Below are 19,539 nucleotides of genomic sequence, written 5' to 3' on the forward strand. Positions count from 1 at the left end.
GCCGGTCAGCCGCCCGGTTCTCCCGGCTCAACCTCCTGCCGAAGATACATGATCCGCTGCTCGATCAGGACGCGGTGGCGCTCCCATTCGACCAGGGTCTGCTTGAGCAGGTCGACCAGCCGTTCCGCCTGGCGCGTGTCGTGGCCGCCCGCCATGAGCTCCCGCACGCGATCTTCCTGATTGCGGATGCGCTGCCAGCCCTCCTCGATATCCTGATCCGCCTTCACCAGCAGGCGCTGCTCGGTATTGAGCTGCTCGGTCCGTTCGGCAAGGGAGATGGCCATGGCAGAGCCTTCAATCCTCCCGCTTGCGAACCGGAGGGTCGAGCGACTGTAGCACGACGCGCCGGATCATGTCGGCATATTCGCGGTACTCGGCCGCCCGCGCCTCGTACATCTCGGCGACAGCAGCCCGGCCGCTGCGCCGGCCATCGCTGGCCATGCGATGCACCAGCTCGGCCCGCTCCTCGATGATGCGCAGCGCGACCCGCAAGGCTTCATCCACCCGCCCTTCCTGCTCCTTGGCGAGCGCATCCGCCGTGTAGGCGTGTCCAACCTGACAGCGGAAGCGCAGCGGGCGCGATTCCTTGACCTGGGACATGACGCCTCCGCACCCGGGACAAGTCAGCGCGACGGGATCGGCCATCGAGACGAGTTTATCGCTTCCGATCCGGTCGCCGGCCGCAATTTCGACCTCGAGCCTGATCTCGGGCGGGATCGGCAGAACGGCTCCGGCCTGCTCCCTGACGAGCTCGGACAGGACGTCGCCGATCGAGGCGCCGCGAACGCAGAGGTCGATGGTGGTCGCCTCCATCGCCCGCCGCGGCATCTCGTCGGAAATGGCTTCCGTGGGGTCCTGGACCACGGTCATCCCGCCGCAGCGCTTAATGGCATTGAGGCCGGCCGCGCCGTCGGACAACAAGCCGCTGAGCAGCACCCCGATCACGCGCGGCCCATGATGAAGGGCCGCCGAGCGGAACAAGGCATCGATCGCTGGCCGGACCATGTTCTCGCGCGGGCCGCGCCCGAGGAAGACGCGATCTTCAGCCAGCAACAGATGGTGGTCCGGCGCGGCCAGATAGACCCGGCCCGGCTCGATTTTCATGCCGTTTTCAGCCTGCCGGACCGGGAGCGGGCCGGCACTGCTGGCAACCGTCGAGAGAATGCCGATCCCCTGCGCGGGAATGTGCAGAACGATGAATATGGCCGCAGGCAAATCCGCTGGTAGACCGCCCAGAATCTGCTTCAAGGGCTGAGTGGCACCGGCCGAGCCCCCGATGACGATGATGTCGCGGTTGCTCATGGAACCCACCTTCGCTTGCGTCGTTAGCACCAAGGCGGCCCTCCGCCTTATGTTCCTATCGTTCGGCGGGCACGCTGGAGGCACCATGGCGGTATCGCCCGCGCTGTCACGTCCGTCCGTCCAACTGACCGGGCGGCGCATTTTCGTCGTCGAGGACGAGTATTTCCTCGCCGACGACATCGACACGACCTTCCGCGCGCTCGGCGCAGAGATCGCAGGTCCGGTCGGACACATCGAGGACGCATTCAAGATCCTGCACGATGGCAGCGTCCTGGATGCCGCCGTGCTCGACGTGAACCTTCGCAGCGACATGATCTTTCCGGTTGCGCGCGAGCTGAAGGCGCGCAACGTGCCCTTCGTGTTCACCACGGGATACGACAAGATCAGTGTCGGTCCGGAATTCCAGGACGTGCTGGTCCTGGAGAAACCGATCGATCTTGCGGCGATGGCACAGAAGCTGGCCGGGCTCATCGCCGATCGCGGGATTTGAAACGCAACGAGGCGTATTCCCGAGTGCTCCCTGGACAACCAAAGGAGGTTCGATGATCTATTCACCGAATTCCACCCTCGACGCGCAAATGCTGAGGCATTCGCGGGAGCTGGTTCGAGATGCATTGGCGCTGCTGCGCAGCAGCGATCACCTCGTGAGCCTGCAGCGCCTGCGCGATGAGCTGGAGCAGGAACGTCGCAGGCCGCCGCGCCGGAGCAACGAGAGAGCCGGCCCGGATACTGAATTGCAGGCCCACAACTGATCGACAATCAGAACAGATGTGCAATAGCAAGCCAAGCGGTCACCGCCAGGCAAAGGACAACCGCGGCGTAAGGCAGCACGACGCGCAATATTGCAAGCCTCCCCGCGTCAGGTCACCATCATCCAGACGATTGCCACCATCATCACCACGAATCCCGTGATCGCGGTCGCGACAAAAGCCTGTTCGATGCGGTCCATCGCCGTCGTAGCCCCCTTTCCAGCCCACACAGTGTGAGCACTCCGGAAGCTCCGCGCATTAGGCTATGTGAATCGACCGCCGCTTGGTCGGAAATATCTGGCAGACGGCCGCGCAGCTCGGAGGTTGCGAAGCCGCAGCGCTCACGTCTTTGCCGTGCCGGGCTCGGCCATCTTGCGATGCTGCCTCGCCAGCATCTCGTTCGGCGTGACGTTCGCGACCGTGGTCTGGATCTTGTTCTTCAGCCCGGTGACGACGTCGGCCTCTCCGCGCAGCATCGCATCGAAGCCGGCCTTGGCGACGTCGTAGGCGCCATCCTTCGGCTCGGTGCCGACCTTGGTGTCCATCATACCGGCGCGGCGGAAGAACTCGGTCTCGGTGGCGCCTGGCATCAGGCAGGTGACGGTGACGGCGCTGTCGCGCAGCTCTTCGCGCAGCGCGAACGAGAACGAATCCAGGAACGCCTTCGAGGCGTTGTAGACGGCCTGGAAGCTGCCGGGCGTGAAGCCGGCGATCGAGCCCGTGATCAGGATGCGCCCCGAGTTGCGGCGGAGCATTTCGTTGCCGGCGCGGTGGATCAGGTAGAGCGTGCCGGTGATGTTGGTGTCGACGAGGTGCCTGACGCGCTGGAAATCCTGATCGAGGAAGGCCTTGCCGAGCCCGATGCCCGCATTGGCCAGCAGAGCATCGATCGGCCGGTCACCGACCGCGGCGCACAGCTTGTCGACGCCTTCAGTGGTGGACAGGTCGGCCTCGACCGGCTCCACATTGACGCCGAGCCGGCGCAAATCGACGGCAACCCTCGCGATCGCCGGCTCGTCGGCCGCGATGACGAGGTTGAAACCCGCCTGTGCGCAGCGCCTGGCGAGCTCCAGGCCGATACCGGTGGAGGCACCGGTGACGACGGCGAGTTGATTTGCGGGCATGGCCGTATCCTCGAGGTTGGGATGATCACGCCCAATCATTCCCCCGCTCTCCCGTTCCTATTTGCGAGGAGCGGTGCGATGCGAAGAATTTGCGTCCGGGGATAGCAACCATCGTTCATTCCTGGACTTGGATGCCACGTGGTTGGGTCCGGAGGACGAACGATGAAGGCGCTGGTTTGGCACGGCAAGGAGGACATCCGGTGCGACACCGTCACCGATCCTGAAATCCAGGACGCGCGCGATGCCATCATCAAGGTCACGAGCTGCGCCATCTGCGGATCCGATTTACACCTCTTCCATAACTTCATCCCGGGCATGCTGCCAGGTGACATCATGGGCCACGAGACCATGGGCGAAGTGGTCGAGGTCGGCTCCGGGGTCGACGGCAAGCTGAAGAAGGGCGACCGCATCGTCGTGCCCTTCACCATCATTTGCGGCGAGTGCGACCAGTGCAAGCGCGGCAATTTCTCGGTCTGCGAAACGACCAACCGCAAGCGGCATCTCGCCGACAAGGCATTCGGACATGCGACCGCGGGCCTGTTCGGCTACACCCATCTGACCGGCGGCTATCCCGGCGGACAGGCCGAGTATCTGCGCGTGCCCTATGCCGATGCCACGCACATCAAGGTTCCCCCCGGCATCCCCGACGAGCAATTGCTGTTCCTCAGCGACATCTTCCCGACCGGCTGGCAGGCCGCCGTGCAATGCGACATCGAGCCGACCGACACGGTCGCGATCTGGGGCTGCGGGCCCGTGGGGCAGATGGCGATCCGCAGCGCCATCCTGCTCGGCGCCAACCAGGTGATCGCGATCGACTGCCTGCCCGAGCGGCTCAGCATGGCGGAAGCCGGCGGCGCCACCACGATCAATTTCGAGACCGAGAGCGTGCTCGAGCGGCTGAAGGAGCTGACCGACGGCAAGGGCCCGGAGAAGTGCATCGACTGCGTCGGCATGGAATCGCACGTGATGGCGTCGCTGCCCGACACCCTGCTCGACCGCGCCAAGCAGATGGTGATGCTGGAAAGCGACCGGCCGCATGTGCTGCGCGAGATGATCTATGTCTGCCGGCCCGGCGGCATCATCTCGGTGCCCGGCGTCTATAGCGGCCTCTCCGACATGCTCCCAATGGGCGCCTTCATGAACAAGGGCCTGACGATGCGCACCGGCCAGACCCACGTCAACCGCTGGACCGACGATCTGCTCCGCCGCATCGAGGAAGGCGAGATCGATCCGTCCTTCGTCATCACCCACACCGTCCCGCTCGAGCAGGGACCCGAGATGTACCAGGTGTTTCGCGACAAGCGCGATTCCTGCGTCAAGGTCGTGCTGAGGCCCTGAAGGAGCAAGTCATCCATGTTTCATGTCTCCAACATCGTGCGCACCAAGGGCGATCCGAAAATCATCGCGGGCGGGCCGAGCCTGAAGCGCCCCGAAGACCAGCTCGCGCGTGCGCTCGGCTGGTTCAGCGTTGGTCTGGGCGTTGTCGAGTTGTTTACGCCGCGGCGCGTCACCGAGACGCTGGGCATGGAAGGCCGCGAGACGCTGGTCCGTGCATTTGGTTTGCGGGAGATCCTTGCCGGGGTCATGTCGCTCTCGGTCGACAAGAACGCCGGCCTGTGGGCGCGCGTCGGCGGCGACGGCCTCGATGCCGCGGCCCTGCTGTCGGGACTGACGGCCGACAATCCCAAGAAGGGCAATATCGCGCTGGCGCTCCTGATGGTCGGGGGCATCGCCATGCTCGACTATCGCGCCGCGCAGGACACGAAGCCGCGGCGGCCGCCGGGCGAGGCCCGTCGCAAGCTCTATCCAAACCGTAGCGGTTTCCCAAAGGGCATCGAGAGCGCCCGGACCGCGGCCAGGCAGATCGCAGCTCACGCCGGGAGCAACGAGGTGAAGCAAGGCGACGAGCACCGAGTCCCGTGACGCAGCGGCATGGTGGCGAGCGCTCGGGCCTGGCGCTGTTTCGCGCTGATGACGCTGCCTGCCCGACGCCTCCTCCCTCCTGCTGCGAGGCAATGAAAGGCGTGACCATCGCGCTGGATTGCCGCTAATCACCCCAAGGAACCATCCGCGCGCGAAGGAGTCTCATCAACGAAACCGCGCCCCGGCGCTCGCCCCCTTCAGGCGTCGGGGCGAAGCGTCGGCATGGAGACGACCATGGGCAAGACGAAGGGACTACAGCGGCGGATCGTCGGCAAGGCAAAGCAAGCCGTCGGCGAGATCATCGGCGACCAGGGCCTGCACGAAGCCGGCAAGGCCGAGGCGGAGCGCGGCCGGGAGGAACAGGACAAGCCGAGCGATCGCAACCCGCTGAAGAAGCTCAACCAGCTCACGTGAACGACGGCGCGCGAGCAATGCTTGCCGATGCAGGCGCGCACATCGTCGCAGGCGCCTCGACGGCGAAGCCCCTGCGACGCTCGCGCTGGGTTGCTGCGGCTGCGCTCGGCCTGATCAGCAGCACTTTCTCCACAATCCTCAGCCAGCTCTTCGCCGCGCGCATTGGCCGCGATGCTGCGGTCGACTGGATGACGGTTGCCGCCATTCCCGCGGGCGATTGGGCCATCAGCGCCGAGCCGTCGTGGAGCGCGGTCCTTGCCGGGATCGCCTTCCACCAATGGGCCGATTTTTCCTGGGCGCTGGTCTTCTTCGGCGTGCTCGGGCGCTGGACCGCCGATTTGCGGCCGCTGACGATCCTGCTGCTCGCCTTGCCCTGGGCCGTGTTCACCTCGAGCATGGAATGGTTCGTGCTGGTGCCGCTGTTTCCGTTCTGGCAACCGCTGTTCACCTTGCAGCAGCCTTACTGGATCGGGCTGCTCGTGCACGCCTCGTCCGCCATGATGTATCCGCTGTTCGCGCGGCTGCGCTGGAAGAGCGGCGCGGCACCGGCGCGTGACGTTCGTTTCACCAATGCCTGGACCACCGGCGCATTCGCCGCGATCGCGCTGATCGGAACGATCGCGCTGATCGGCCGCCACGGTTATGAACCACGGTGGGTGGGCCACGACAGGGATGCGGACCAGACCTACATTCGCCATATGACCGCGCATCACGTTCAGGGCATCGAGCTGGCGCGCATTGGTGCGGAGCGCGCACAGGATCCGCATCTGCGAAAGCTCGCCATGCTGATGATCGCCAGCCAGACCGGCGAGAACCGCATTTTCGAGAATTGGTGGCTGAGCTGGTTCGACACCGAGATGCCGGATTGCAGCAGCGAGGAACGCGCGGCCATGCCGGGCATGCTGACGCCGGCCGAGATGCGGCAGATCAGGACCGTCGCATCGGAGCGGTTCGACGCGGTCTTCGTCGACGCGATGAGCAGGCATCACAGAGGCGCGGTCAAGATGGCCGACGGCATGTGGCACAGCCGTGGCGATCCGCGCCTGCGCATCATGGCTCACGCCATCCGTCATGAGCAGCAGGGCGAGATCGCGCTGATGCAAGGCACCAGCGGTGTTGCCGCGGTGGCCATGGCGATCCGCAACATGCTGAACGACAACGTCAACTGACGAGCCGGCCGCCTACTCCCGCCAGAACTCTGTCAGCTCCTCGGCGGTCGCGAGGTCGACCTGTCCGTGAAAGCGGGTGCGGTACATCGTCATGAGCGCATCGTGCCCCACATCGGACGAGCTGCACAGCGCGTCCTCGACGATGACGATCCTGAAGCCGAGATCGACCGCGCTCAGGACCGTCGACAGCACACAGACATCGGTCTCTGCACCCGTGATCACCACAGTGCCGACGTTCTTCTCGATCAGCAGGCTGCCGAGACCGGGATTGCTGAACGCGGAATAGGCCGGCTTGTCGATGATGGCGGCCGGCGGAACGAACCCGGCCAGGGCCGGCACGAGCTCGAGGCCGGATGGCGGAAGATGCCTGCGGGTCGCCTGGCGCCAGCGATGGAAATAGCCCTGCCACTGGCCCGGACGGTCCTCCGGATCCTGCGGCGTGACGAAGCGCGTGAAAATCGTCCTGGCCGGATGGCGGGATACGATCGAGGCGATCGTCGGCAGCACCCGCTCCATCCAGGGCGTCGCCCAGAGTCCGCCGGGAGCAAAAATGTTCTGCATGTCGATGCAGAGATGAACCGCATTCCTGATCTCGGCGATTTCCGAGCGACTGTCCCTCATCGTCCTCCACCGTCAGGCGCTTGGCCGCACGCCGTCAGCCGGCATCTTCGCGGCGAGCTCAGCGGCTGCAATGCGAACGCAGAGGCTTTGGTTCCTGCCCTCGGCTTGTGCCCCCCTGTCCGGTCACACGAAGCCCGGGCTGCGGGGTAGATACTGGGGCCCAGTTCCGGAATTCACGCGACGACATCAGCAACATCGGAAACTTGATCCGCATTCCGTGCTCGATGGCGGTGTCGCCGAACAGGTCGACAATGCCCGTCGCCATCACGGAGAGCAACTTCGGCGCTGGGCCGGCCGATCATCGCCAGGCCTTCTCGTTCTTCTGTTCGTAGTCCTTGAAGGCCTTCTCAAGGCCGCTGAGGACTTCGGCAGACGTCTCGAACATCGCCTTCAGCTGCGGTTCGTCGACCTTCTGGACGTCCTCGCGCAGATGATTCCGAATGTCCGCAAGCGCCTTCTGCATCTTCTGCGTATGGTGCCGGGGATCGCGATCTGCCGCACTTGCCATGGTCCGTCTCCTCACTGCTATTATGGTTCCGCCGGACACAGGACCGTCCGGCGGGACGGCGAGTTAACGGACCGTCGCAAGCGTCGTTCCATTTACGAAATCCGATAAAGAGGACATGAAGTACAAGGACTTGCTCACGGGATTCATCAGGCTGCACATTCTGCACCACGCCGCGGAAGATGAAATCTACGGCCAGTGGATGATCGAAGAGCTGGCTCGCCACGGCTACAAGCTCAGCCCCGGGACGCTCTACCCGCTGCTTCATGGCATGGAGCGGAAAGGCTATCTGCGGTCGCGCAAGGAGCATCCCGGACGAACCGCGCGCACCCTCTATCGGGCGACGCCGCTCGGAAAGCGCGGACTCGCGTTGGCCAAGTCGCGGGTCATGGAGTTCACCGGCGAGGCCATAAAGAAATAGCCGATCGCATCATGCGTATGTGATCAGCCCGGCGAAGCCTTCGTCCATGTGGTCTTGATGATGGCAGTGAAACAAGGTCGGTCCGGGGTCGTCGGCGACGAAATCGACCTCGGCCGTCGAGTATCTGGGCAAGCTGATCGTGTCTTTGATCACCCCGGACGTCGGCTTGTCGCCGACCTTCGTGATCTCGAACGAATGGCGATGCAGGTGTACGGGATGCTCGTCGCCGCTGTCGTTGTTCAGCACCAGGCGGTACCGCTTGCCTCTGAGGACGGTGAAGAGCGGATTCGTGTCCGGCCAGGATTTTCCGTTGATGGTCCAGCGATTGTAACCGCCTCTGCCGCCAGGGATCTTCTCGAACTTCAACCCGATCGTCTCGTCAGGCGCGGCGGCCGGCACATCGGGACGCCCGAACGCGGTGTAGTCCCAATTGGATTTCGCCGGCGCCCAGGTTGGCTCGCCGCTGCGGCCGGCGTATTCGACGACCACGCCCATTCCCATGTTGCGGTCCTCATCCGCCGTCGAGCCGAAGACCCAGACTCCGGGATTGTTCATCTCCACGATCACGTCGGCGCGCTCGGCGACGTCGAGTTTCAGGATATCGACAGTCGCGGTGGTCGGGACCGGATTGCCGTCGAGTGACAGCACCTTGAAGCGATGTCCCGGCAGCGCGAGCGAGATGCCCATATTGCCGCTGGCGTTGAGCACCCGGAAGAGCACGCGCTCGCCTTCGCGCACTCGGATCGGCTCTCCATGGCCAAGCATGCGATCGCCGAGGGTTGCTGCGTGATACATGACCTCCAGTCCATTGTCCGGCGGCGGGCCTTTCTTGATGTCCTGCATGCTGACCCAGTGACCGTCCCAGTGGTGAGCGGCGAGCAGCACCTCCCGGTCGTAGCCGCCGGGATTGCCGGCGGCGGGCTCCACGATGAGGAATCCGAACTCGCCGGTATAGGTGCTCTTGTTGAGGTCGGTCATCGCCATCGCGTGGCTGTGATACCAGCGGGTCCCAGCCGGCTTCGCAACGTATTCGTAGGTCAATGATTTGCCGGGCTCGATGATCGGCGAGCCTTCTTCCGTCGCTCCGTCCTGCTGCGAAGGGATCATCAGGCCGTGCGAGTGAACCAGATTGGGATAGCCGGAAGCGTTGGTGACTTCGATCCGCACCGGCTGGCCTTCCTTGACCCGCAGCGCGGGCCCGGGAACAACGCCGTTGTAGGCGGTGGTCTTGATGACCTTCCCGGGCGCGATCTCGAGCGAGATCGGCGCGATGCTGATCTTGTAGTCAGCCCTCTCCTTCGGCAACGCTTGGGCGCGAACGAGCGGGAGGGCCTTGGCGGTCACGAGCGAGAATGCACCGGCCCGCGCGCCGCGAAGCAGGGTTCGCCGGCTGACAAGCAACTGTCTCCGAGGGATGTCTCCGCGTCGATCACTCTTCGCCATCGCTCTGACCTCCTTCGGAGGCCATGAGTAACACCAGTCGATCGTCCCGCGACAGCCGGACGAGCAGTCTCCGCCAACAAAAGAAGTTGAGTTGGGGAAGTTCGCATTAGCTGGAACCAACGCGAGAGTCGCCCCTTTTATCGAAATTCGATAAGCGTTAGTACGCAACGATGCTGTGCGAAGGAAAAGTTATGAGCGACGACGCGATTGAGGAGAGCAAGAGCGCCACCTCGCCTGCCGAACTGCTCCTGATCTTCCTCAAATTGGGACTGACCTGCTTCGGCGGTCCGATCGCTCACATCGGCTACTTCCGCGACGAGTTCGTCCTGCGGCGGAGGTGGATCGACGAGCACGCCTTCGCGGATCTCGTAGGGTTGTGTCAATTCCTGCCGGGCCCGGCCAGCAGCCAGGTCGGCTTCTCGATCGGATTGATGCGGGCCGGTTATCTGGGCGCGCTCGCAGCCTGGATCGGATTCACCCTGCCCTCGGCCGTGATCCTCGTCCTGTTCGCCTACGGCGCCAGCGAACTAAGCGGGCCGGTTGGCGCCGGCCTGCTCAACGGGCTCAAGCTGACCGCGGTCGCCATCGTGGCGCAGGCGGTCTGTGGCATGGCGCGCAACCTTTGTCCCGACCACGAGCGCGCGTCGATCGCGGTTGTGGCGGCATTGATCATCCTCTTCAGCACGGCTTCGGTCGCCCAGATCGGCGCAATCGTTCTCGGCGGGCTCGCCGGCCTGTGGTTGTGCCGCAGCGAGGCGCCGACACCGTCCGGACACGTTGAAATCCGGGTGTCGCGGACCGTGGGCCTGATCACGCTCGGGATGTTCTTCGTCCTGTTGGCGGGGCTGCCGGCGCTGCGGGGCCTGACATCATCCACGGGCATCGCTCTGTTCGACGCGTTCTATCGCTCCGGCGCGCTTGTCTTCGGCGGTGGCCACGTCGTGTTACCGCTGCTGCGTGAGGCCTTCGTTGCACCAGGCTGGTTGAGCGACGACGCCTTCCTCGCAGGCTACGGCGCCGCCCAGGCGGTGCCGGGCCCGCTCTTCACCTTCGCGGCCTATCTCGGCACCGTGGTCTCTCCGGAGCCGCACGGGCTCGCCGGCGCGGCGCTCGGCCTCATCGGCATCTTCCTGCCCGGGATTCTGGTCCTGCTCGGCGCTCTACCGTTCTGGGACTCGTTCCGGAGGCGCGCCGGCGCCCAGTCCATGATGCGGGGTGTCAACGCCGCCGTGGTCGGCGTGCTGGGCGCTGCGCTGTATGATCCGGTGTGGACGACGAGCGTGCATTCGCCACGTGACTTCGGCATCGCTCTTGTCGGCTTCGTCCTGCTGGTCGCCTGGCGTGCCCCTCCGCTCATCGTCGTCGCCTTCAGCGCTGCCGCGGGCATGGCGATGACGCTTGTGTGACTTCAGGCCCACATAGTTCGTCTCGCTAAAGCCGGATGATGCGGGGCCGCCGATCTCTACGCTGGGCTATGCCTCGTTCCTCTCGTGAGCAGTCGCCGATTCTTCTTGGCAGGAGATAGATTCAAAGAAGACTGCAACGGTTGTGAGCCCCACAAGATCAAGCGGGGAGATTGGCTGGACATTCCCTGCGGGCAACGATGTGGAAATGGAATCATCGAGGAAATCCATTCCGTATCAATGGCTTATTTCGATTGGTGCGCTCGGAGGGCGTTCGCATTTTCTGCGATTTCAATGGTTTATTCGAGCAATCTCGATCGAAAGGTTCATTTCGACCCCAATGGGATCCTTTCAGCTCTGGGTGCTCGGCCATGCACTCGAATGTCCCGTTCGGCTCTAGGGAACCCAAGGCGGAGCCCGCCAACCTTCCATTAACCATGCAGCGCCAACCTCTCCTCCAAACAAAGGGAGTCGCAGATGGCGATGTTTCGAATTCTGCTGGCCGATGGCGAGCGGAACCTGAAGACCGACCAAAGCTCTGAACGAAGACTCAGCACGCAGCGCCGCCGAGAAATGGTTCGACGGCGCTCGTTGGCGCATCGTCGCGATCCGACGCTTGTCCGACTGACCTGATCACGATCGGCACTAGCCATGGCTTGAACGGTCCACACGACTCACGCCAAATCCGCCGCACGGGGGATATTGAACGATTATGCACCAGCGCCTGCACGACCTTCCGCTCGAAGGATTCGCAATCATTGTCGATGGCCACGCCAAAACGACCTTCTCCACCAGAGAAGGCGCACACAGAGCGGCCATCGAGCTGAAGGACCGGTTTCCTGCCATTCAAATCAAGGTCTACGACGCTGCGGCAAGGCAGGCCGAATTCACCTGACCATATCGGATTTCCTAGTCTTGTAGGACGGTTGCGCATGCAACCGGACTAGGCCCGCGCCGATGAGCGGGGGAAGGCAGTCAAGGGCGCCGCTTGCGGCGCTTGCATGGCCCTTGACTGCCGTGGGGTCGCAGACCCCAACCGCGTGCGCCGCAGGCGCATCGCCCGATGAGATGGCACCCGCAAGAGCGTGAGCATAGCGACGTCCTCGCGATGGCGAGGGCGGCACGCGGGACCGAGTGCAGCGACGAGACCGGTTAATAGCGGCACCCGGGACAGGGGCAGTGATAGCGATCGCCGAAGACGAGCCCCTTTCCCGAGTGCCCCCGGCGAGGAGCTCAATATTCCTTGCGCGAAGGATCAAAGCCCGAAAGGCAGAGACAAGTTGGCCTCGGTAAGTGCAGCGCTGAGAGTCCGGCCGCTTCTCGCGCGCGCCCTCTCTAGAACGATGCTCTCCCTTATCCGCTGGTGCACAGCCCAGCCAGCCAGCTTTGCACGAAATCTTCGAAGCTCACGGTCCCCATTGTGCGTTTTGCGGCAGTCGGCAGACATTTAATGTGCAAGCCTGGAATCATGGGAAGTCGTTTAGGCGAGGCCTATCCACGCCGACCTGATCGAAGATGGTCTCGAAGAATTGGAGCAAGAACTTCCTCTGGGTTTCCGCGTCGTCACTCTTGAGCAGGCGACGAAACTTCACGTTATCGTACATCGTACCCGCAGATTTGGCGGGACCGTAGTCGGTTGCCACGATCAGCTCCCAACCCTTCACGCCCACCATGCCGGCTTCAACCGTTACTGGCAGCGAGACGCCTGAAACCTTCTGGATGAATTCGAGGTACAGCGGGAGCGACGCCATATAGACCTGCTCAATGACGTTCTGATAGATCATATTCCGATTGTCGCGCTGGCCTTGCCTAAGAACCGTGACGTTGACGCCCCAAAGCTCACCGTTGCGAAATGCCTGGGACACGCTGTCCAGATATCCCGAGGTGCCGTTACCGCGCATGTCGAAGATGCAGGCGCCGTCTTCGTTGGTCCGCTGTGTCCCGCCGTGAGACTTTCCGAAGTTACCCAGCATATGGACTTTCTGCAGCAGATCATTCTCCCGCAGCGGCCTGGGCAGCTCCACGGTCGGGATGACTCGGAGGTAAAATGCCGAGATGTGCTCAAGATAAAACTCGATGCGGTCCTGCGTTTCACCGACAGCGCCGAGGATCGACCTTGGCGGGAAGAAGAAAGCGTCTGAGCTGGCGGGCTTCCGCTCCGGGAATGGCTTGGTCGTCTCCGGCACAGCCAGAAAATCACGGAGGGCTTTGACGAAGTCTCCGGCGAGCTTGGTGCGGGCAGCTTTGATCTCCGCCGCGGTTGCGCCTTCATTCAGCTTGTAGGTGACAGCCCATCGCCTGGTCCTGTCGATACCTCAACGAGCCTGATGTGGAGCAGGTCAAGCCGCCGAAGGCCTGCTGCATCAAGCTGGTCGAGCGCAGAGATCGTGATGGAAGACGAAGGCCCGAGTCCGGCTTTCACTTCGAGAGCGTGGCCGTTGCTCTGGAAGTCGTGCAAGCCATCGTTGGGCGATTGCCAAGCCGCCAGGCTGTACGGGTCGACAGCGAGCAGCTGCTCCAGAACAAGAAGCTCGCCCATCAGGCCGATTGTTTCCGACCTTGACAGTCCATCGCGCCGATCTCGAAGAAACTGTCGCCAGGCATCCAGCCGGGCGAGAAATTGTGCCAAGGCGTCTGCCGTCCCGGCCTGTGCCGCGGCAGACACGACATCTGCGCAGATCGTCGAAAAAAGGTCACGTCGGCTGCTGTCCTCCAAAGAGAGAACGAGAAACGGTCCGGATTCGTCGGGGACAGTGTTCAGTCGCATTCCGCCAAGTTCGAACAGGGCATCGGCAGCCAGGGTGGTCTGCAGCATTAGGCAGGGAGCGCTATCGCTGGCTCGCATCCCGGCGAGGATAGCCAATGCTCGGCGTCTCGACGATCGACGTAAACCAATGCTTTCGGAAAGATTCGTTTCCCCGCGACCGTCAGTCCTCCGGAGTGGTCGCCATGAATGTGAGTCAATAGGATTGCGTCGATCTTGTCCGGATCATACCCAGCCGCGCGCATATTGCTTACGAGCCGCCCTGACCGTTCACCGAAGAGGGCGCCCGCCCCGGTGTCGACAAGTATCCTTCTTGCTCCGGTGTCTACCAGAAAACAGTTGATCGAAACCTCTGTCGGAAGCTCTTCGTGCGATGCAGCGAAAGCTGCGCTTACTTCGCTCGACTTGCTCATGATTTTTGGAAGATCGCGGGAAGCCGTCCCGTCCGACAGAGCTGTGATCCGAAACTCACCGATCCGAAGACGATAGAAGCCGGGAGCCTGCTGATCCACCCAGCCGCCCAGCTGCGGCTCGTCCGATTTGGCAGCCGTTATCGACAGCGCGATTAGGGCGGCGCACGCCAAAGATCTCAACCCGAGGTTCATCAGTCGCTGCTCCTCTTGTTCAAATTGATGAACTACCGCGAAATAAGTCCGGAGCGCTTGCTTTATCCCGTAAGAGCTTTAAGTCCGTGATAAACTTCCTGAGGAATTCTGAGAGAAGCTCTTGGAACCGGAGCGACCTTTGATCGGACGAGTTCAGTCGCTTGTGTATACGTCAGGCGCCTGGGAGATCGATCTCTCCATGCGAGAGTTGAGATTGCACGGCTCTCGCGTTCCGGTCGGAAGCCGCGCATTCGACATCGTCGAAACGCTTCTCCTGGCGGGCGGTGAACTCGTCAGCAAGCACGAACTGATGCGAAGAGTTTGGTCTGGGCTCTTCGTTGAGGAGAACACTCTTCAGTTTCACATCTCGGCAGTACGGAAGGCACTCGGGAGGGACCGTAATTTTCTGAAGACCGAGTCCGGTCGAGGCTACCGGCTGACCGGTACATGGACGCCTCGCCCACCGACGAGTTCTGCGCGCGGCAGCATAGGTCAAGCGTCCGAGTCACCCTTTACGACAAACTTGCCCGTGCCGGTTTCGGCTCTTATTGGTCGAGAGTTAGAATTGAACCAATTGTGCGCGGCTCTGTCTCATCATCGCACAATTACTTTGACTGGCCCGGGAGGCATAGGCAAGAGCGCATTGGCGATGGAAATTGGCCGCACTGTCTTCCCATCGTTCCACGGCGATTGCATGCTGGTCGAACTCGCATCGCTGATGGACGCAAATCTTCTTGCGTCTGCCGTCTCTCATGCCCTCGGTCTCCGGCTAGGAGGGGACGAGATCTCGTTTGAGGCCGTCGCCCGCGCGATTGGTAAGAAGCAAGCGATTCTCATCCTCGACAACTGCGAACATCTGATCGGCGCTGCTGCGACGTTTGCTGATACGATTGTCCGCATGTGTCCCGCGGCTTCCATCTTGGCGACCAGCCGCGAGGCGCTGCGAATTGAAGGAGAGTACGTCTATAGCGTCCCGCCGCTCGAGGTGCCCCCACAGGACTGCGACAAGACGGACCGCGCCGAGGAGTATGGCGCGGTACAGCTTTTCCTCACCAGAACGCGCGCAGGCCAATGTCGCATCGCGACCGAAAAGTCTCAGCTCGGGAAGGTCGCGGAGGTCTGTCGCAGCCTTGATGGTATTCCTCTCGCGATTGAGTTTGCCGCAGCACGAGCCGCAACGTTGGGCTTAGACGCGCTAGCCGCCAGGCTTGGCGATCGCTTCAAATTGCTCACTTCTGGTCATCGGACTGCCCTCGCGAGACATCAAACGCTGCGCGCGACGCTAGATTGGAGCTATGACTTCCTGACCAGACAGGAGAGGCGTCTTCTGCAACGACTAGCGATCTTCGCTGCAGGCTTTACGCTGGACGCAGCGATTTATGTGATGAGCGACACTGACCTCGATGATGCAGAGATAATTGAACAACTCTCAAATCTTGTCGCGAAATCGCTCGTGATGGTCGACGGCTCGACGCGATGGCGATTGCTGGAGACAATAAGGGCCTACGCCCTTGAGAAGGCTGCCGGCTCCGGAGAGGCCGAACTTGGCGCCAAATACCACGCAAAATACTTCCAGCAGGCATTCTCGTCACCGAAGTCCGATCTCCACTCGAGCCCCGGAGCTTTAGAGGTCGACGCCGATGTCAAAGAACTCGACAATGTTCGTGTTGCGCTCGACTGGTCATTCTCAGTAGGCGGAGATGAATGGATTGGTATTAGATTGACGGCTGGGTATGCGCCGATCTTGTTGCGGCTCGCATTGATGACCGAGTGCCGAGATCGTGCAACGCGCGCGCTGTCCAGCCTTCGGGCCATGTCGCGACGAGACGAGCGCTTAGAAATGGAGCTGCGTATCGCGCTCGGGACCACCCTCGTCTTTACGATGGGATCCGTCGAAGCGGCAAGCCGGCGCGAATGCTGTCGTGGTCGATGGTGAAGGCCATATTCGGATCGTGCTAACGGCAGGTCCCACGCTGATCGAACGCGCCGGCAATGGCGACGAGGTTTGGAAACCCTCCGAAGCGCTACAGCGGTACCTGAAAAGCACCGAAAGCGGGTGAAACGCACCTTATGCAATTGATGCGGAGTCACCGCATCGCTAGACTCCGAGCATTGGTCCATGGAGACACCAATGCTTGGGACGGAAAGACGCGACCCCCGCGCGAGCGGGGATCGCCGAATGTACCTCTACTTCAACTATTCCGAGTCCGGCTCACTGCGCTGGTACGTGAGGGTCAGCCGCAAAGGAAGAAGGATCGGGATCGCCGAGGAATACGGAACGTCAGCGTTCGACGCTGCCTATGAGGCCGGCGTTGCCGCGCTGGGGGGAGTTCTGCGCATGCGCCGCGTCAAAGGCTTGGCGAAGCCGGACCAGCCGGAACGTCGTTACCTGCAAGTCGACGTAAGCCAACGTGGTCAAGTCAGGTATTACGTGCAGCTGCGCAACAAGCTGCCGAAGATCCGGATCAGGGCTGAATACGACACGGCTGAGTTCAACGCCGAGGTTGATGTGGCGGTTGCCAGCCAGATCGCGCTGTACGGCGACGGGAGCGATTACATCAACGCACAGAAGCAGCGCAACGAGGAGCGCCCTGCTTTGCCGAAGACGCCGGCACTCCCTGGTACGTTGCGCTGGTACTGGAACGGCTATAAGCAAAGTGATCACTGGCTCGGCGATCTCAGTGTCGGTCACGAGGGTCTTGCGGAGTCGACCAGGCTCCAACGCACCGGACTGATAGAGTCACTGCTGCCTGAGAATGGCGAGAAGCCGTTTGCCGTGCTGACGCGCAAGGTGATCAGAGCGGAGATGAAGGCGCGGACCCCGTCGCAGGCGGGCAATTTGCTGTCGGCGGTTCGGGGCATGATCCGCTGGATGATCGACGAAGGACACCTCGACGAAGATGACGATCCGACCATCGGCCTGAAGTCCGGCAAGGCAAAAGCGAGCCGCGAGACTGGCGGTTTTCTGCCCTGGACCGAGGATGACATGGCCCGCTATCGGGCGAAGTGGTCGCTGGGCACCGAAGCCCGGCTCATGTTCGACATCCTGCACTACACGTTTCTGCGGCTTGGAGATGCCCACCGTTTCGGGCCACCCCACCTGCGGCAGATCGTTCGGAAAATGGCCGTGCAGATCGCCACCGAGAAGAGCCGGGGCAATACCACCGTCACGGTGCCCGTCCATCCGGAGTTCGCCGAGAGCCTCAGGGCTGCCCGTGCGGCAAACATCATCGGCGCCGAGGTATTCACTGGCAAGCTCGTGCGCGGCCGTGTCCTGCCGATGAACAAAAAGGCATGGGCAGCCAAATTCAAGAAATATGCGGTCCTGGCTGGCGTGAATGAGCCGAAGAAGAGCTGCCATGGCGTCCGCAAGGCGCGGGCCGAAGTGGCCGCCTACGCCGACTGCACCGAGAGCCAGATGATGGCCATGTTCGGCTGGACCGACCCCAAAATGCCCGCGCACTACATCGCACAGGCGAATCGAGAGAGGCTCGGGATCACCGGGATGGAGAAGATCGTCACGTTCGACCGGAGCCAGTCAGTCGACGATTGGCTAGTGCCGCGGGCGAACAGTTCACGAACGAGGGACCGGAACGGGGTGGTAACATTCCCGGGTAACACCCAGAAAAAAGCCTAATCATTTCAAGGTGAAATGTGGGTTTATGGTGCGCTCGGAGGGACTCGAACCCCCACGGTGTTACCCACTGCCACCTCAAGGCAGCGCGTCTACCAGTTCCGCCACGAGCGCTAGGAGATGCCGGCCTGAGGTCGTTAGGCTGGCCGGATCAGCGGCCGCCGATCTAACAAATCCATCAGGGGGATACAAGCCTGCAAAGACCTCGAATTCCACAAGCTTGGCAGGAAATCCGACCCCGGATCGGCCCTATCGGAAGCCCGGGCCTTGCCCGGGTCGCTATCGCGTCCCCGGCGAGCGCGGCAGCATCTGCTTGACCTCGACCGCGATCCGGTTGCGATCGACCAGCACGACGCCGGAGGCGACCGGCAGGTTGTTGGCCAACACCTTGACCTCGTCGGCCTCGGTCGCGTCCAGCTCGATGATGGCGCCGCGGGAAAGACGTAATACCTGATGGACCGGCATGGTGGTCGTCCCGAGGACGACCATGAGATCCACGGTGACTTTATCGAGAGTGGGCACTGTCAGGACCGCCGCAACTAAAGGACCTAAGCCAAAGGACTTGGCATTTGCTCCCGCGATGATCACCACGTTATGGTTAGCCAATGGTTAATTTGCCTCAAAACCCCCGCCAAGACCTCGATTTGACGGCGTTTTCCGCCGCAGGCGGCGCGCCCGTCGCGTGGCGAATCTCGGACGCGCCGGTGCCCTATCCGGAGGCCGTTGCCGCCATGGAGGCGCGAGTCGCTCAAATCGCCGCGGGCGAAGCCCCCGAATTGGTCTGGCTGCTCGAACACCCCCCGCTCTACACCTCCGGGACCTCGGGCAAGGAATCGGACCTGCTCGATCCCCGATTCCCGACCTTTGCGACCGGGCGCGGCGGGCAGCTCACCTATCACGGCCCCGGTCAGCGCGTGGCCTACATCATGCTCGACCTCAAGCGGCGCCGGCCTGACGTGCGGGCCTACGTCGCGAGCCTGGAGGAGCTGATCCTGCGCACGCTGGCCGCATTCAACATCCGCGGCGAGCGGCGCGAGGACCGGGTCGGCGTCTGGGTCAGGCGGCCCGACAAAGGGCCCGAGCATGAGGACAAGATCGCGGCGATCGGCGTCCGGCTGAAGCGTTGGGTGTCGTTCCACGGCATCGCCATCAACGTCGAGCCGGAGCTGTCGCATTTCGCCGGCATCGTGCCCTGCGGGGTCGTCGATTCCCGCTACGGCGTCACCTCGCTGGTCGATCTCGGCCAGCTCGTGACCATGGCCGACGTCGACATCGCGCTCCGGCAGGCTTTCGAGGAATTGTTCGGGCCGACGAGCGCGCTGCTGCCGGAAGTGGTGGCCTGACACTTTCTGCGTTCTTCGCAGAATCGGCTATGCTCGACTCCGGTGCCGCCCACGCCTCCCCCCTCCGCCGGGAAAGCAGACCTCATGCCGGGCGATTGATCATCGGCCGACTGTTCGAG

General features: G+C 62.7%; 23 protein-coding genes, 1 tRNA gene and 1 pseudogene. 14 read left to right on the forward strand and 11 right to left on the reverse strand.

The window, feature by feature from the left end:
• Nucleotides 1-5: 5 nt before the first annotated feature.
• A complete protein-coding gene (locus HAP40_RS23055; protein ID WP_166815567.1) occupies nucleotides 6-284 on the reverse strand; it encodes a hypothetical protein in 279 nt (92 codons plus the stop codon).
• 10 nt (nucleotides 285-294) lie between these two features.
• Nucleotides 295-1,302 carry a chemotaxis protein CheB gene (locus HAP40_RS23060; protein WP_166815566.1) on the reverse strand — a complete coding sequence of 336 codons (1,008 nt, stop codon included), beginning with the start codon at nucleotides 1,300-1,302 and terminating at the stop codon, nucleotides 295-297.
• Nucleotides 1,303-1,387: 85 nt separating this feature from the next.
• On the opposite strand from HAP40_RS23060, the gene HAP40_RS23065 reads away from it, so the two are divergent.
• Nucleotides 1,388-1,792: a response regulator gene (locus HAP40_RS23065; RefSeq protein WP_166815565.1), complete on the forward strand. Its 405-nt coding sequence runs from the start codon at nucleotides 1,388-1,390 to the stop codon at nucleotides 1,790-1,792.
• Nucleotides 1,793-1,844: 52 nt separating this feature from the next.
• Complete coding sequence (locus HAP40_RS23070; RefSeq protein WP_166815564.1) at nucleotides 1,845-2,054, forward strand: hypothetical protein; 210 nt, start codon at nucleotides 1,845-1,847, stop codon at nucleotides 2,052-2,054.
• Nucleotides 2,055-2,392: 338 nt separating this feature from the next.
• Here the strand turns inward: HAP40_RS23070 and HAP40_RS23075 are convergent, their stop codons facing one another.
• Nucleotides 2,393-3,175 (reverse strand): SDR family NAD(P)-dependent oxidoreductase, encoded by a 783-nt coding sequence (locus tag HAP40_RS23075; protein ID WP_166815563.1) that lies wholly within the window; start codon nucleotides 3,173-3,175, stop codon nucleotides 2,393-2,395.
• Between the two features lie 162 nt (nucleotides 3,176-3,337).
• Between HAP40_RS23075 and HAP40_RS23080 the strand changes: the two genes are divergently transcribed.
• From HAP40_RS23080 to HAP40_RS23095, 4 genes are all read left to right on the forward strand, one after another.
• Nucleotides 3,338-4,513 carry a zinc-dependent alcohol dehydrogenase gene (locus HAP40_RS23080; protein ID WP_166815562.1) on the forward strand — a complete coding sequence of 392 codons (1,176 nt, stop codon included), beginning with the start codon at nucleotides 3,338-3,340 and terminating at the stop codon, nucleotides 4,511-4,513.
• Between the two features lie 15 nt (nucleotides 4,514-4,528).
• Nucleotides 4,529-5,098: a hypothetical protein gene (locus tag HAP40_RS23085; protein WP_166815561.1), complete on the forward strand. Its 570-nt coding sequence runs from the start codon at nucleotides 4,529-4,531 to the stop codon at nucleotides 5,096-5,098.
• 234 nt (nucleotides 5,099-5,332) lie between these two features.
• On the forward strand, nucleotides 5,333-5,512 hold the full coding sequence (locus HAP40_RS23090; RefSeq protein WP_166815560.1) for a CsbD family protein: 180 nt from the start codon (nucleotides 5,333-5,335) through the stop codon (nucleotides 5,510-5,512).
• 17 nt (nucleotides 5,513-5,529) lie between these two features.
• Complete coding sequence (locus HAP40_RS23095; protein ID WP_166815559.1) at nucleotides 5,530-6,681, forward strand: DUF305 domain-containing protein; 1,152 nt, start codon at nucleotides 5,530-5,532, stop codon at nucleotides 6,679-6,681.
• Between the two features lie 12 nt (nucleotides 6,682-6,693).
• Here HAP40_RS23095 and HAP40_RS23100 read toward each other — a convergent pair whose 3' ends face one another.
• Nucleotides 6,694-7,302 (reverse strand): cysteine hydrolase family protein, encoded by a 609-nt coding sequence (locus HAP40_RS23100; RefSeq protein ID WP_166815558.1) that lies wholly within the window; start codon nucleotides 7,300-7,302, stop codon nucleotides 6,694-6,696.
• A gap of 298 nt (nucleotides 7,303-7,600) precedes the next feature.
• Complete coding sequence (locus HAP40_RS23105) at nucleotides 7,601-7,810, reverse strand: hypothetical protein (RefSeq protein WP_166815557.1); 210 nt, start codon at nucleotides 7,808-7,810, stop codon at nucleotides 7,601-7,603.
• Between the two features lie 115 nt (nucleotides 7,811-7,925).
• On the opposite strand from HAP40_RS23105, the gene HAP40_RS23110 reads away from it, so the two are divergent.
• Entirely contained in the window at nucleotides 7,926-8,228 is a 303-nt protein-coding gene (locus HAP40_RS23110; protein ID WP_166815556.1) for a PadR family transcriptional regulator, read from the forward strand.
• 9 nt (nucleotides 8,229-8,237) lie between these two features.
• On the opposite strand, the gene HAP40_RS23115 is transcribed toward HAP40_RS23110, so the two are convergent.
• Entirely contained in the window at nucleotides 8,238-9,629 is a 1,392-nt protein-coding gene (locus tag HAP40_RS23115) for a multicopper oxidase family protein (RefSeq protein ID WP_334270709.1), read from the reverse strand.
• A 233-nt stretch (nucleotides 9,630-9,862) separates the two neighbouring features.
• On the opposite strand from HAP40_RS23115, the gene chrA reads away from it, so the two are divergent.
• From chrA to HAP40_RS23130, 3 genes are all read left to right on the forward strand, one after another.
• On the forward strand, nucleotides 9,863-11,077 hold the full coding sequence (gene chrA, locus HAP40_RS23120; protein ID WP_166815554.1) for a chromate efflux transporter: 1,215 nt from the start codon (nucleotides 9,863-9,865) through the stop codon (nucleotides 11,075-11,077).
• Between the two features lie 474 nt (nucleotides 11,078-11,551).
• Nucleotides 11,552-11,707: a hypothetical protein gene (locus tag HAP40_RS23125; protein ID WP_166815553.1), complete on the forward strand. Its 156-nt coding sequence runs from the start codon at nucleotides 11,552-11,554 to the stop codon at nucleotides 11,705-11,707.
• Between the two features lie 79 nt (nucleotides 11,708-11,786).
• Nucleotides 11,787-11,969: a hypothetical protein gene (locus tag HAP40_RS23130; RefSeq protein WP_166815552.1), complete on the forward strand. Its 183-nt coding sequence runs from the start codon at nucleotides 11,787-11,789 to the stop codon at nucleotides 11,967-11,969.
• Nucleotides 11,970-12,540: 571 nt separating this feature from the next.
• On the opposite strand, the gene HAP40_RS23135 is transcribed toward HAP40_RS23130, so the two are convergent.
• The 3 genes from HAP40_RS23135 to HAP40_RS23145 all read right to left on the reverse strand — a co-directional run bounded on the left by HAP40_RS23135 (nucleotide 12,541) and on the right by HAP40_RS23145 (nucleotide 14,443).
• Nucleotides 12,541-13,260, reverse strand: a complete 720-nt coding sequence (locus HAP40_RS23135; protein WP_166815551.1) for a hypothetical protein — start codon at nucleotides 13,258-13,260, stop codon at nucleotides 12,541-12,543.
• An 86-nt stretch (nucleotides 13,261-13,346) separates the two neighbouring features.
• Nucleotides 13,347-13,970, reverse strand: coding sequence for a PD-(D/E)XK motif protein (locus HAP40_RS23140; RefSeq protein WP_166819395.1), 624 nt, complete (start codon nucleotides 13,968-13,970; stop codon nucleotides 13,347-13,349).
• Nucleotides 13,889-14,443: an MBL fold metallo-hydrolase gene (locus tag HAP40_RS23145; protein WP_166815550.1), complete on the reverse strand. Its 555-nt coding sequence runs from the start codon at nucleotides 14,441-14,443 to the stop codon at nucleotides 13,889-13,891. Before HAP40_RS23145 ends, HAP40_RS23140 begins: the two co-directional genes overlap by 82 nt.
• Nucleotides 14,444-14,642: 199 nt before the next feature.
• Between HAP40_RS23145 and HAP40_RS37370 the strand changes: the two are divergent.
• The 3 genes and pseudogenes from HAP40_RS37370 to HAP40_RS23155 all read left to right on the forward strand — a co-directional run.
• Nucleotides 14,643-14,822, forward strand: a pseudogene (locus HAP40_RS37370) (winged helix-turn-helix domain-containing protein); the annotation flags it as partial.
• A gap of 315 nt (nucleotides 14,823-15,137) precedes the next feature.
• Entirely contained in the window at nucleotides 15,138-16,379 is a 1,242-nt protein-coding gene (locus tag HAP40_RS23150) for an ATP-binding protein (RefSeq protein ID WP_246741327.1), read from the forward strand.
• 243 nt (nucleotides 16,380-16,622) lie between these two features.
• The gene (locus HAP40_RS23155) at nucleotides 16,623-18,080 is read left to right on the forward strand and encodes a tyrosine-type recombinase/integrase (RefSeq protein WP_166815548.1); all 1,458 of its coding nucleotides are present in this window, start codon (nucleotides 16,623-16,625) and stop codon (nucleotides 18,078-18,080) included.
• A 26-nt stretch (nucleotides 18,081-18,106) separates the two neighbouring features.
• Here the strand turns inward: HAP40_RS23155 and HAP40_RS23160 are convergent.
• Both HAP40_RS23160 and HAP40_RS23165 read right to left on the reverse strand, forming a co-directional pair.
• Nucleotides 18,107-18,191 (reverse strand) — tRNA-Leu (locus tag HAP40_RS23160).
• A gap of 165 nt (nucleotides 18,192-18,356) precedes the next feature.
• Nucleotides 18,357-18,599 (reverse strand): FliM/FliN family flagellar motor switch protein, encoded by a 243-nt coding sequence (locus tag HAP40_RS23165; protein ID WP_166819394.1) that lies wholly within the window; start codon nucleotides 18,597-18,599, stop codon nucleotides 18,357-18,359.
• A gap of 83 nt (nucleotides 18,600-18,682) precedes the next feature.
• On the opposite strand from HAP40_RS23165, the gene lipB reads away from it, so the two are divergent.
• Nucleotides 18,683-19,420 carry a lipoyl(octanoyl) transferase LipB gene (gene lipB / locus HAP40_RS23170; protein ID WP_166815547.1) on the forward strand — a complete coding sequence of 246 codons (738 nt, stop codon included), beginning with the start codon at nucleotides 18,683-18,685 and terminating at the stop codon, nucleotides 19,418-19,420.
• The last annotated feature ends 119 nt before the right edge of the window (nucleotides 19,421-19,539 follow it).

It is taken from the genome of Bradyrhizobium sp. 1(2017) (genome assembly GCF_011602485.2).
Classification (GTDB): Bacteria; Pseudomonadota; Alphaproteobacteria; order Rhizobiales; family Xanthobacteraceae; genus Bradyrhizobium.